Origin of the sequence: Jatrophihabitans sp. (assembly GCF_035474675.1) — a bacterium.
Lineage (GTDB): Bacteria > Actinomycetota > Actinomycetes > Mycobacteriales > Jatrophihabitantaceae > Jatrophihabitans_A.
The window spans coordinates 1-12,692 of sequence record NZ_DATINC010000048.1; the positions used below are offsets into that span (position 1 = coordinate 1).

11 protein-coding genes and 1 riboswitch are annotated in these 12,692 nt (G+C 72.0%); of the genes, 7 read left to right on the forward strand and 4 right to left on the reverse strand.

Annotated features, from left to right (window positions below; translation table 11 throughout):
- The 4 genes from VLJ82_RS05040 to VLJ82_RS05055 form a co-directional block, all read right to left on the reverse strand.
- A partial coding sequence (locus VLJ82_RS05040; protein WP_408662232.1) for a cold-shock protein occupies nucleotides 1-183 on the reverse strand: 183 nt, incomplete at its 3' end.
- 176 nt (nucleotides 184-359) lie between these two features.
- Nucleotides 360-1,631 (reverse strand): threonine synthase, encoded by a 1,272-nt coding sequence (thrC, locus tag VLJ82_RS05045; RefSeq protein ID WP_408662233.1) that lies wholly within the window; start codon nucleotides 1,629-1,631, stop codon nucleotides 360-362.
- A gap of 14 nt (nucleotides 1,632-1,645) precedes the next feature.
- Nucleotides 1,646-1,832, reverse strand: a riboswitch (SAM riboswitch).
- Between the two features lie 3 nt (nucleotides 1,833-1,835).
- Nucleotides 1,836-2,480, reverse strand: a complete 645-nt coding sequence (locus tag VLJ82_RS05050; protein WP_408662234.1) for a LytR C-terminal domain-containing protein — start codon at nucleotides 2,478-2,480, stop codon at nucleotides 1,836-1,838.
- A gap of 16 nt (nucleotides 2,481-2,496) precedes the next feature.
- Complete coding sequence (locus tag VLJ82_RS05055; protein WP_408662235.1) at nucleotides 2,497-2,841, reverse strand: DUF3263 domain-containing protein; 345 nt, start codon at nucleotides 2,839-2,841, stop codon at nucleotides 2,497-2,499.
- 204 nt (nucleotides 2,842-3,045) lie between these two features.
- Between VLJ82_RS05055 and VLJ82_RS05060 the strand changes: the two genes are divergently transcribed.
- The 7 genes from VLJ82_RS05060 (at nucleotide 3,046) to VLJ82_RS05090 (ending at nucleotide 12,672) form a co-directional block, all read left to right on the forward strand.
- Nucleotides 3,046-3,378, forward strand: a complete 333-nt coding sequence (locus VLJ82_RS05060) for a hypothetical protein (protein ID WP_408662236.1) — start codon at nucleotides 3,046-3,048, stop codon at nucleotides 3,376-3,378.
- 5 nt (nucleotides 3,379-3,383) lie between these two features.
- Nucleotides 3,384-4,661, forward strand: a complete 1,278-nt coding sequence (locus VLJ82_RS05065; protein ID WP_408662237.1) for a thioesterase domain-containing protein — start codon at nucleotides 3,384-3,386, stop codon at nucleotides 4,659-4,661.
- Between the two features lie 69 nt (nucleotides 4,662-4,730).
- Nucleotides 4,731-6,350, forward strand: a complete 1,620-nt coding sequence (locus tag VLJ82_RS05070) for a long-chain fatty acid--CoA ligase (RefSeq protein ID WP_408662238.1) — start codon at nucleotides 4,731-4,733, stop codon at nucleotides 6,348-6,350.
- Nucleotides 6,351-6,710: 360 nt separating this feature from the next.
- Nucleotides 6,711-9,680 (forward strand): fibronectin type III domain-containing protein, encoded by a 2,970-nt coding sequence (locus tag VLJ82_RS05075; protein ID WP_408662239.1) that lies wholly within the window; start codon nucleotides 6,711-6,713, stop codon nucleotides 9,678-9,680.
- An 11-nt stretch (nucleotides 9,681-9,691) separates the two neighbouring features.
- Nucleotides 9,692-10,342, forward strand: a complete 651-nt coding sequence (locus VLJ82_RS05080; RefSeq protein ID WP_408662240.1) for a DUF4232 domain-containing protein — start codon at nucleotides 9,692-9,694, stop codon at nucleotides 10,340-10,342.
- Nucleotides 10,343-10,399: 57 nt separating this feature from the next.
- Nucleotides 10,400-11,425 carry an L-glyceraldehyde 3-phosphate reductase gene (gene mgrA, locus VLJ82_RS05085; RefSeq protein ID WP_408662241.1) on the forward strand — a complete coding sequence of 342 codons (1,026 nt, stop codon included), beginning with the start codon at nucleotides 10,400-10,402 and terminating at the stop codon, nucleotides 11,423-11,425.
- Nucleotides 11,426-11,622: 197 nt separating this feature from the next.
- A complete protein-coding gene (locus VLJ82_RS05090; protein ID WP_408662242.1) occupies nucleotides 11,623-12,672 on the forward strand; it encodes a Gfo/Idh/MocA family protein in 1,050 nt (349 codons plus the stop codon).
- Nucleotides 12,673-12,692: the final 20 nt, after the last annotated feature.

The following is a 12,692-nucleotide window of genomic DNA, read 5'->3' on the forward strand; positions in this document are numbered from 1 at the left end:
GTCCGCCTGGGGGCCCTTGGCGCCCTGGACGACCTCGAAGTTGACCCGCTGGCCCTCTTCGAGGCTCTTGTACCCGTCCATCTGGATGGCCGAGTAGTGGACGAAGACGTCCTGGCCGCCGTCGACGGCGATGAAGCCGAAGCCCTTCTCGGCGTTGAACCACTTCACGGTGCCCTGTGCCACGTGTGCTCCCACGTTCGTGCGTGCGGACGGCACCCCTTGATCGAGGGGCCGGGGTCTCGCTCTCCCGCCCGTCGAACACGAACGTGGAACTCGAACCGCGCGGAACGGTACAGGACCCAAGAGCCCAGGTCACCGGTCCTGTCCGCCGGGTCTCACCCGGTGTGGTAGGGCCTTCATCAGCCGATGAGACCGGCCTCGCGCAGCGACCGCAGCGACGGCTGCACCCGGTGCGAGGGGCCGACGACGTCGAGCAGCGGGTCGAGGGTCTTGAGGCCCTCACCGGTGTTCAGCACGACGGTCTCCAGCGTCGGGTCGAGCAGCCCGCCCTCGACCAGCTTGCGCAGCACCGCGGTGGTGACCCCACCGGCGGTCTCGGCGAAGACGCCGGTCGTGCGGGCCAGGTCGCGGATGCCGGCGACGATCTCGTCGTCCCCGACCCGGCCGACCGCGCCACCGGTGCGCCGGATGGCGTCCAGGGCGTAGGGGCCGTCGGCCGGGTTGCCGATGTTGAGCGACTTGGCGATGCCGGTGGGGCGCACCGGCAGCACGGTGTCCCGGCCGGCCGCGAAGGCGTCGGCGATCGGCGCGCAGCCCGCGGACTGCGCGCCGTAGACCCGGTAGTCCAGCGGGTCGACCAGCCCGATCCGGGTCAGTTCTCCGAACGCCTTGTGCACCTTGGTCAGCAGCGACCCGGACGCCATCGGGACGACCACCTGCTCGGGCAACCGCCAGCCGAGCTGCTCGGCGACCTCGTAGCCCAGGGTCTTCGACCCCTCGGCGTAGTACGGCCGGACGTTGACGTTGACGAACGCGGTCGCTTCGAACTCGTCGGTCTCGGCCAGCTCGCTGCACAGCCGGTTGACGTCGTCGTAGGACCCGTCCACGGCGACCAGGGTGCCGCCGTAGACGGCGGTCTGGGTGATCTTGGCCGGTTCCAGGTCGGCCGGCACGAAGACGATGGAGTCCATGCCGATCCGGGCCGCGTGCGCGGCGACGGAGTTGGCGAGGTTGCCGGTGGAGGCGCAGGCGATCCGGCGGAAGCCCAGCTCGCGGGCTGCGGTGATGGCCACCGAGACCACCCGGTCCTTGAACGAGTGGGTCGGGTTGGCCGAGTCGTCCTTGATCCACAGCGGCGCGGTGAAGCCGAGCCGGTCAGCCAGCCGGTCGGCCCGGACCAGTGGCGTCATGCCGGTCCCGGAGTCCACCCGGGTGGCCGGGTCCTGCCCGACCGGTAACAGCCCGGCGTAGCGCCACAGCGAGTGCGGGCCGGCCTCGATGTCCTGCCGGGTGACCGAGGCCAGCCGGTCGGGCGAGTAGCCGATCTCCAGCGGGCCGAAGCATTCGAAGCAAGCGTGCTGGGCACCCAGTGGGTAGCCGGCGCCGCAGTTGCGGCAGACCAGGGCCGAGGCCGGGGTGGCGGCGGGCGAGTAACGGAGGGTTGCAGTCATGTGCGAGGCCTTTCTCCTCATCTTTCCCGGGCGCACGCGGACGCGTGGCCAGGCCGGAGTTGGCACCTGCCATACGGAGTCTTCGGCACGCGGCGGCCGGGCCAGCTGAGCTGGCGCGACGGTCATCTGGCTCGCGTGCTGGTTCTCACGGTGGTTGCCGGGGCTTCAACGGGCCGGTCCCTCTGCCCCTCTGGATGAGCCGAGCTATGAAGTTGTCTGGCCCTGACTGTAGTCGAAGGTCAGGATGACGATTACCGCGCCCGAGCCCAGTCCGGCGAACTTCGGCCGGACTCGCTGGATCTCGGGGAACTGGGCCTGCAGCGCCTCGGCCGCCGTCCGGGCGCCGGGTATGGCGGGGTCGTAGTAGGCGGCGGTGGACAGGATGTCGCCTTCGAAGGTGCTGGTGTCGGTGACCGTCCAGCCGCCGTGCTCGAAGCGCTCGGTGGCGTAGCGGGCCTCCTCCGGCCGGCCGGTGTTGTCCAGCACCACCAGCGGGGTGCTGGCCGGGCTGCCCGGGGCGGCGAGGCCGGTGACCTGCCCGGTGCCTGTCGCGGACGGCGCGGCGCTGGTTGCCGACGCGCTGCTGCCGGCGCCGGCCGGTGCGGTGCTGGCCACTCCGGGATGGCCGGCGGCCTGGGAGGCGCCGAGGCCCTGGGCGGCGGCACCGGCCGCCAGTGACGGCGGGGTGGGCAGCGGGTGCAGCAGGGTGCGCTCGGCCTGCTGGCCACCGGGATGACCGAGCGCGGAGTAGGCGATGAAGGCCAGCACCATGCCGGCCACTACCAGCAGGGCGCCCAGCAACCGCTCGACGGGTCGACGGATAGCGGGAGGAGGAGCGGTGTGAGCCACGGACGTGAAGTTTAAATCAAACTTCGATGCCCAAACGCCGCGCCGAGCGCTGGCGCTGACGGCTGGCCCGCAGCCGACGAAGCCGCTTGACCAGCATCGGGTCGGCGGCCAGTGCCTCGGGGGTGTCGATCAGACTGTTGAGCACCTGGTAGTAGCGGGTGGAGGACATGTCGAACAGCTCGCGGATCGCCTGTTCCTTGACGCCGGCGTACTTCCACCACTGCCGTTCGAAAGCGAGGATCTCCCGGTCCCGGCGGGTGAGGCCGTCACCGTCGCCGATCCCCGGGGCACCGGCAGCCGTGCCCTCGACGGCCTGGTACTCGCTGCGGGCAGCGTCGTGGGCGGCGGGCGCGGGATCCATGCGGCCTCCGATCGGGAAATCAGGCGGAAATTGCATCAATGTCATTCGGGCCTATTGAACCACGCCCGCCAGACAAGAATGGCCTAGTCGCCGTGTCGGTGCCGAGCGGGGGGACGTCCGGCGCGCTGTCCACAGTCGGGCCGGCGTTCCACAGATCCTGCCAGCCGGCCCGGCGACCGGCACGCTGGCGGCATCGTCGGGTCCATGCACCTGCCGGTTCCGTTCTCCCTGCTGGATTCTCCTCGCCTGGACGCCCTCAGCCGCGAGCTGGCCGCAGCCGCCGCCGAGCTCGCCGGGCGGCGCTCCGAGCTGCGGTCGCGGGCCGCCGAGCTGGCCTGGCACTCGCCGGCGGCGCGGGCCTTCGCCGCGGTGCTGCACGAGCTGCTCGGGCAGCTGGGCCAGTCCAGCAGCCGGCTGGCCGAGCTGTCGGCCGCGATCCGGGCCCACCGGCAGCGGGCCGGGGACCGGGCCGCGGCGCTGGCCCGGCTCGCGCACACCGGTCTGGCCACCGCCGAGCGGGTGGTTCGGCTGCCGTGACGGAAATGCCTGCCGATGGAGCCGGACCGGTCAGCGTGCGAGGTGGCAGCGGTTCGATCGCCGCCGACGTCGAGCAGCTTGCCGCCTTCGCCACCGTGCTGGACGGCGTCGCGGACTCGCTGGCAGCAGGCTTGCGGGTGCTGGGCCACTGCCTGGCCGAGCCCGCCATGATCGCGGCCGCGGCGCTCGACCCGGTCGGCGCGGCGCAGGTCGCCGCCCAGGTCGGCATCGCTACGGCGGGTACGGCCGCGGCGCTGGCGGACTGTGCGGCGGTGGCGGCCGGCCTGCGGTTGGCCACGGGCGGGTACCGGGCCGCCGACGAGCTGGACCGGCGGCTGGCACCCGCCGTCGCCGCCGGGCTGGATTTGCCGGCCGCGCTGGTTCCCGGGCCGGCCGGCCTGCAGGCCCGGCTCACGGCAGACCCGTACCTGGCCGACCTGGCGGTGCAGCTGGCCACCCTGGCCAGTACCGGCGGGGTGCCGGCGCCGGGCGCGACGGCCAGGCTGGCCGGGCTGCTGGGCGGCCGGTATCCCGATGGCACCCCGGTGGTGACCGTCCGGCCGTCCGGCCCGGGCGCAGACCGGGCCGGGCCGCCCCGCGGCACCGCCGACCTGATCCGGGCCCTGGCGCTGCGCGACGCCCACGACGACGGCGGCGGGGCGGTGGACGTCCGGATCCTGGACGGCCCGGCCGGCCGCCGGGTGATCGTCGACATCACCGGTACCTCGGTGTGGAACCTCGATCCGCGCCGCCGCACCCCGCAGGCCAGCGACGTCGGCACCGACCTGCGGGCGCTGGCCAACCAGTCTTCGGTCTACGAACGCGGGGTGGTGCAGGCGCTGCGGCAGGCCGGCGTCCGGCCGGACGAGCCGATCATGCTGGTGGGCCACAGCCTGGGCGGCATGATCGCGGCCCGGTTGGCCGGGCAGCTGCAAGCCGGCTCGGGCTTCACGGTGACCCACCTGGTCACGGCCGGCTCGCCGATCGGGCTGGCCCCGGTACCCGGTTCGGTGTCGGTGCTGGCGCTGCAGAACTCCGGCGACCCGGTGCCCGAGCTGGACGGCGCGGACAACCCGCGGCGGGGCAACTGGATCACCGTGCAGACCGCGCACGGCGAGCGCACCGTGCACGGCAGGCACTCGCTGCAGGCCTATCTCGCCGGCGCCGGCGACCTGGATGCCAGCACCGACCCGGCACTGGCCGGCTGGCGCCGCTCGGCGGCCGGTTTCCTCACCGCCGACCGGGTCTGCACCCAGGTGTTCCAGATCCGGCGCGCGCAGTGACCGCGCCAGGTTGCGCGCGGCAGCCGGTCGCCGGTTGCCTCCGCCGCCCGGGTGCAGCAGGATCGGCGAATGCTCGGGTTGATGCAGGACGTTCCGCTGACCATCGACTCCATCCTGCGCCGCAGCGAGCGGATGTATCCGAAGCGCAGCATCGTCACCCAGCAGGCGGCCGGCCAGGAGCGGATCACTTTCGCCGACCTGGCGGTCCGGTCCCGGCAGGTCGCCGGCATCCTCGACCGGCTGGGCGTCAGCGCCGACGGCCGGGTCGGCTCGTTCGGCTGGAACACCGCCAACCACACCGCCCTCTACTTCGGAGTGCCGGGCACCGGCCGGGTGCTGCACACCCTCAACATCCGGCTCTTCCCCGAGCAGCTGATCTACACCGTCGACCACGCCGAGGACGAGGTGGTCTTCGTCGACCGCTCGCTGCTCCCGCTGTTCTCCCAGTACCTGCCCAAGCTCGGCACCGTCCGGCACGTGGTGGTCTTCGACGACGGGGCACCGGCCCCGCTGCCGGAGGACTCCCGGGTGCTGACCTGGCAGGAGGTGGCCGGCGAGGAGCTCGACTACTACGGCATGGTCGGCGAGGAGAACACCGCCGCGGCGCTCTGCTACACCACTGGCACCACCGGCAACCCCAAGGGCGTGCTGTACTCCCACCGCTCCACCTACCTGCACACCCTGGCGCCCCAGCTGCCCTCGACCTTCGCCATCAACGACACCGACGTCCTGATGCCGGTGGTGCCGATGTTCCACGCGATGGCCTGGGGGCTGCCCTACGCCGCCGTGATGGCCGGCGCCGGCCTGGTGATGCCCGGCCCGGGAATGACCCCGGCCGCCCTGGTGGACCTGCTGGAAGCGGAACGGGTCACCGTGACCGCCGGAGTGCCGACCATCTGGATGGGCATGCTGCCGCTGCTGGCCGGACGGGACCTGTCGGCCCTGCGCAGCGTGATCTGCGGCGGCTCGGCGGTGCCCAAGGCGCTGTCGGAGGGCTGGCGGCAAGCCATCGGGCTGCCGATCACCCAGGCCTGGGGAATGACCGAGCTCTCGCCGCTGGGCACGGTGTGCACCCTGCGCGCCGAGCACGCCGACCTGCCCGAGGAGCAGAAGGCGGACCTGCGCGCCACCGTGGGCATCCCGCCGTCCGGTGTCGAGGCCCGGATCGTGGATCCGCTCACCGGCGAGGAGCTGCCCTGGGACGACCAGGCCACCGGCGAGCTGGAGACCCGCGGCCCGTGGATCGCGCGGCAGTACTACCGCACCGACTCCCCCGGCGAGCAGTTCACCGCCGACGGCTGGCTGCGCACCGGCGACGTCGCGGCGATCTCGGAGCTGGGCTACGTGCGGCTGGTCGACCGCACCAAGGACCTGATCAAGTCCGGCGGCGAGTGGATCTCCTCGGTGGAGCTGGAGAACCAGATCATGGCCCATCCCGCGGTCGCCGAGGCGGCGGTGATCGCCGTGCCGCACCCCCGCTGGATGGAACGGCCGCTGGCCTGCGTGGTGTTGCGGGAGGGCCAGTCGCTGGACAAGGCCGAGCTGCTGGCGTTCCTGGCCGAGCGGGTGGACCGGTGGGGGCTGCCGGACGACGTGGTCTTCCTGGACGAGATCCCCAAGACCAGCGTGGGCAAGTTCTCCAAGCGGACCCTGCGCGAACGGTTCGCCGACCACCGCGTCGGCGACTGAGCCGCGCACCGACCCAGCGGCACCGGTAGGCCTCCGGCCGGCTTCTCCTTATCCAGCACGCCGAACGGCTCACCCCTGCCGTCTCGCGGACGATGGTGCTGCTGACGCATCGCAACCCGTCAGCCACGCTTCCGGCCGGGCAGGCCAGCGCCCTGATTAACGCCAGCCACCCGCGCTACCGGCTCACGACACGGCAACAGTAGGTAACAATTTCAAAACGCTGAGCAGCTAACTCGTCACTGATAGTTACGGTGCGGTCGAAACAGAAGAGACCAGAGTGACCAGAGTGCCAGCCCGTTCGCGGGTCCAGGGCACGCCCGGGGGTCGGTCAACGACCAGGACACGTCAGGACGAGCACAGATGCGCATCGGTACCTCCTCTCGCACGCCTCGCTGGGCCGGCAGGTTCTTCCCCGGCGCACCGACTCCCCGGGAGGCGGTACCGACCTCCCGGGCCGCCCGCCGGCTGGTCACCCGCCGGCTGGTCACCCGCCGGACGGCCGTCACAGGGGTGGTAGCTCTCGTGCTGGGCCTGCTCATCCCGGTGGCCGCCCTCGCCCCGACCGCGGCCGCGATCCCCGGCAGCAACCCGATCGGCGTGCTCGACACCGTGGCCGTGCGCGGCTCCGACGGGACCATCACCATCTCCGGCTGGACCGCCGACCAGGACGACCCCCTCGACCCGCTGCGGGTCGAGATCTACGACAACGGCCGGTACGCCACCGCCGTCATCGCCCAGGCCCCGCGCCCGGACGTCAGCGTCGCGATACCCGCGATCGGCCCCAACCACGGCTTCACCGTCAGCTACGCCGGCAAGACCGGCCTGCACCAGGTGTGCGCCCTGGCACTCAACCACGTCGGCGGCAGCAACACCCAGCTCGGCTGCCGCAGCGTCCGGGTCGACAACGACCCGGTCGGCCAGCTCAAGGTCAGCACCCAGCAGCCGGGCGGCTTCACGGTCAGCGGGTGGGCGATCGACCCGAACCAGCCCACCGCGCCGGTGCTGATCCGCACCTACCTCGACGGCAAGTACTCCTCCGGCCGGCTGGCCACCGTGGCGCGCACCGACCTGCCGGCCCAGTACGCGGCCGGCGGCCCCAACCACGGCTTCTCCTTCCTGCTCGCCATGCCGGCCGGCAGCCACCAGGTCTGCGTGTACGCGATGAACATCGGCGCGGGCTCGGTCAACCCGCGGCTCGGCTGCAGCACCGTGACCCTGGTGGACAACCCGGTCGGCACCCTGGACAACGCCACCCAGCAGCCCGGCGGGTTCCTGGCCACCGGCTACGCGCTGGACCTCAACACCACCAGCCCGATCACGGTCCGCATCTACCTCGACGGCCACTACGTAGCCGGCGCCCTGGCATCCGGCACCCGCTCGGACCTGGCCACCCGCTACCCCGGCTACGGCCAGAACCACGGCTACTCGATCTTCACCCGGGTACCGGCCGGCACCCACCAGCTGTGCGCCTACGGCCTCAACGTCGGCGCCGGCACCGTCAACACCCGGATCGGTTGCCGCACCGTCACGATGAACAGCAATCCGCTGGGCGTGCTGGGCTCCAGCCCGCAGCAGCCCGGCGGATTCCTGGCCACCGGCTACGCGCTGGACCCGGACGTCACCAGCCCGATCACCGTGCGCATCTACCTCGACGGCCACTGGGTCGCCAGCGGCCTGGCCTCGGTGGCCCGGTCGGACGTGGCGACCCGCTACCCCGGCTTCGGCCAGAACCACGGCTTCACCATCTTCACCCCCGCGACCGCCGGCACCCACCAGCTGTGCGCCTACGCCATGAACACCGGCAGCGGCACGGTCAACACCCGGTTCGGCTGCCAGACCGTCACCCGGACCGCCGACCCCGCGGGCGGCGGAGCGAGCATCGCCCGGGTCGGCGTCACCGACACCGTGGCGATCTCCGGCTGGGCGCTCGACCCCGACACCGCCTCCCCGGTCACCGTGCGGATCACCAGTGACGGTGTGGAGAAGCAGCTGCTGACCGCCAACCAGGCCGCCACCGGCATGGGAACCGCCTGGTCGCGCTACGGCAGCAACCACGGCTACTCGGTCAACCTGGTGCTGGACGGCTTCGAGCACCTGGTCTGCGCGACCGCGCTCAACGTCGGCCCGGGCAAGGACGTCTCGCAGGGCTGCCAGCGGATCACCACCTCCGGCTCCGCCTCCCCGGCAGCACCCACCGGCCTGGCCGCCTGGCCCGGCAGCAAGCAGGTCACCCTGAACTGGACCCCCTCGGTGGCCACCGCGGCGCCGGTGAGCAGCTACGAGATCCTCGTGATGCCCGGCAACCGGACGGTCAGCGTGGCCGGCACCGCGGTCTCGGCGGTGGTCACCGGGCTCGTCAACGGCACCACCTACACCTTCACCGTGCGCGGCATCAACCTCTACGGCCGCAGCTCGGCCGCCAGCGTTCGGGCCGTCCCGACCAACGTGCCGCCGCAGACCTCGCCGGCACCGGTCTCGACCAGCCACTACATCCGCAACCTGACCGGCAACGCCAGCATCGACCTGCCGATGATGCGCAGGATGGGCGCCACCGACGCCAGCTACAACCCGTCCGGGCACAGCTACCTGATCCTGCTGCAGATCGGCGGCCAGGACGAGTACCGCAAGGGGGTGCTGCTGTCGGCGATCGCCAAGTACGTCAGCTACCCCACCGTGGTGGCCGGGATGAAGGCCTACCTGGACGGCTACGTCAGCGCCCAGAAGCCCTACGCCCCGCTGACCCTGGCCATCGGGACCAACAACGACGTCGACGTCAACTACTCGGCCGGGGTGTCCTGGGCGCGCAACGTGGTCAACCCGGTGCTGTCCTACGCCGCCAGCAAGTACCCCGGCGTGGTGATCGCCGGTGCCAACGACATCGAGCCGGGCTTCTCGGCGACGGTGAGCGAGAGCCGCGCCTGGGTGTCGGGCTACCTGTCGGCCACCACCAGCAAGTACGTCTTCAACGGCTCGGCCGACGGGTGCTCCACCTCGGTGCCGAACAGCCGGTGCAACAACGGCTGGACGATGGCCGACCTGCAGTGGCTGTCCGGCGGCGCGGCCCCCAGCCGGACGATCAACCTGCCGCAGATCTACAACTACGCCATGCCGCTGCAGTGGAAGAACATCTCGCTGACCGGCACCGCGGCCGGCAAGCCCCGGCTGTACTTCGGCGGCCCGCTCACCGAGGTCACCGCGTGCAACCAGGCCGGCAGCTGCGGCAGCATCACCAACATCGACGCCTGGAACCGGCTGTGGAACGCCATCTCCTCCACCGCCGCGACCAAGCAGTCCCAGATGCCGCACGGCACCGACCTGCGGATCAACTAGGGTCCGCGCCGATGACTGCCATCTTGCGCACCCGCGGCTGCCTGCTGCTCGCCGCCGTCCTGGTACTGGCCACCGCCTGCGGGCAGGCTGACCAGCAGCAGGCGGCGGCCCCGGCGGCCAGCACGCCGGCCGGTTCCCAGCCGGTCAGCGCCGATCCGGCCGGCTCCGAGCCCGCCAGCAGCTCACCGGCCGGCATCGCGAGCCGGCCCACCCGCACCCCGACCACGCCGAGCCCGCGACCGGCGCCCAGCACGCCGACCGGCAGCCCGGTGGCCGGGCCGATCGAGGCCGGCGGCTGCCCGACGGCGGCGCTGGCCATCGAGGCGCTGCGCGCGTCCGGGGCCGCCGGGCACCAGTACGCCTTCCTGCAGTTCACCAACCGCTCGGCCAAGACCTGCTCGCTGACCGGCTACCCGGGCGTGCAACTGGTCAGGGCCGGCGCCCCGCTGGGCCAGCCCGCGACCCGCAGCGGCAAGCCCGCCCGCACCCTGCAGCTGGCGCCGGGCAAGTCGGTCACCGCAGAACTGGTGGTCGCCTCCACCTGCCAGGCGGACAAGTCCGACTCGGTGGCGATCTACCCGCCGAACCGCACCGAACGGTTGGTGGTGCCGCTGTCGGTGCGCGGCTGCCCGATGAGCATCGACCCGGTGGTCGCCGGCTGACCCATCGGCGCTGACCCATCGGCGGCCGGGCCGCGGCCGGAGCGCAGAATCGGAGGCATGAGCTACCTCGCCGCCGACGACCGCTACCAGACGATGACCTACCGCCGGGTGGGCCGCAGCGGGATCCAGCTGCCGCTGATCTCGCTGGGCCTGTGGCACAACTTCGGCGACGACCGGCCGCTGGAGACCCAACGGGCGATCCTGCGGCGCGCCTTCGACCTCGGCGTCACCCACTTCGACCTGGCCAACAACTACGGCCCGCCGTACGGCTCGGCGGAGCTGAACTTCGGCAAGCTCTACGCCCAGGACTTCCGGCCGTACCGCAACGAGCTGTTCCTGTCGACCAAGGCCGGCTGGGACATGTGGCCCGGGCCGTACGGCGACCTCGGCTCGCGCAAGTACCTGCTGGCCAGCCTCGACGACTCGCTGCGCCGGATGGGGGTGGACTACGTCGACGTCTTCTACCACCACCGCAACGACCCGGACACCCCGCTGGAGGAGACCATGGGGGCGCTGGACCACGCGGTCCGCACCGGCAAGGCGCTCTACGCCGGCATCTCCTCCTACTCCCCGCAGCGCACCGCCGAGGCCGCCCGGATCCTGCGTGAGCTGGGCACCCCGCTGTTTATCCACCAGCCGTCCTACTCGCTGCTCAATCGCTGGATCGAAGGCGGCCTGCTCGACACCGCAGCGGAGGTCGGCGCCGGCGTGATCGCGTTCTCCCCGCTGGCGCAGGGGATGCTGACCGACAAGTACCTCGACGGGGTGCCCGAGGGCTCGCGGATGGCGGAGAACTCCTCGTTGCCGGCCGAGCTGCTCAGCGAGGAGAACCTGCAGCGCATCCGGGCACTGAACGAGATCGCGGGACGGCGCGGGCAGTCGCTGGCCCAGCTGGCCATCGCGTGGGCCGCCCGCGACGAGCGGGTCAGCTCGGTGCTGGTCGGTGCCTCGTCGGTGCGCCAGCTCGAGCAGAACATCGCCGCGCTGGAGCACCGGTCCTTCACCGCCGACGAGCTCGACGAGATCGACCGGTACGCGGTCGAGGGCGGCGTCGACCTGTGGCGCACGGCGGCAACCAGCTGAGGTCCCACCCTCGCCGAACTTTCTTCCCGCCTGTCTGCACGGCATAGGCGGAGCATCGCGCTGCTTACCTATTAGCTCTGTTCGCCAACCTTGCCCTGGGTCGTAATCTATGGAATCTTAGGGCCGGGAAACAGCATTTTAGGGCGGTTTGGAACCACAACAACCACTCCGACGCTCTGGGTGCGGAGGAGGCGGACATGCGTGTAGCGGTCCTCGGTTGCGGATTCGGTGCCCAGCATCTGGACTGGCTCGCCCGGCACCCGGAACTCGAGCTGGACACCCTCTGCTACTTCCGCGACCACCAGCGGGCCGCCGACCTCGCCGGCCGGTACGGTATCGGCCACCTCAGCACCGACCCGGTCGCGGCACTGCGCGAGCGCGGCATCGAGCTGGCGGTGATCGTCACCCCGCCGGACACCCGGCAGCCGCTGGTGGCAGCCGCCCTGGAGGCCGGCGCCTTCGTCTTCGTGGACAAGCCGTTGGCCACCACGCCCGCCGCGGCCGCCGAGCTGGTGGACCTGGCCTCGATCGCACCGCAGCGCTGCGCGGTCAACTTCCAGTGGCGCGGCCATCCGGCCGTCCGGGAGCTGCGCGACCAGCTGGCCGGCGGGATCGGGACGCTGCTGCGGGTGCAGGCCAGCTTCTTCCACGACTTCTTCCTGTCCACCGGGGAACCGTCTGCCGGGGAACCGGTGGGCGAGTCGCCGGCTTCCTGGCGGCAGCGCCCGGACCAGGCCGGCGCCGGCACCCTGGGCGACCAGGGCGTGCACCTGTTCGACCTGCTGCACTGGCTGATCCCCCGCAACTGGACGGCGGTCGCCGCGCACACCAGCACCGTGCGCCAGGACCTCGACCCGCCGGTGCTGGAGCCGGCCGGCGCCCGGACCGAGGACCTGGCCGAGGTGTGGCTGCGCGAGCCGGAGTCCGGCTGCCTGGCCGGCGTCTCGCTGTCCCGGCTGACCCGCGGAGTACGGGCGATCGAGGTGCAGATCGAAGGTTCGCAACGCTGCCTGCAGCTGCACCTGGAGGCCGACGACGCCTCGGCCGAGCTCACCGTGCACAGCCGCGACGCGACCAGCAAGACCGCCCGGTACGGACCTACCTCGCTGGATCCCTACCCGCAGGTACTGGCCGCGATAGCCGGCCGGCCGGATCCCGACCGGGTGCTGGCGAGCTTTCCCGACGGGTTGTGGGCGCAGCAGCGGCTGGCCGAAGCCGTCGCCCTGGCCTCGTCCCGCACCGACTGACCACCCCCTTTCCCAAGCAC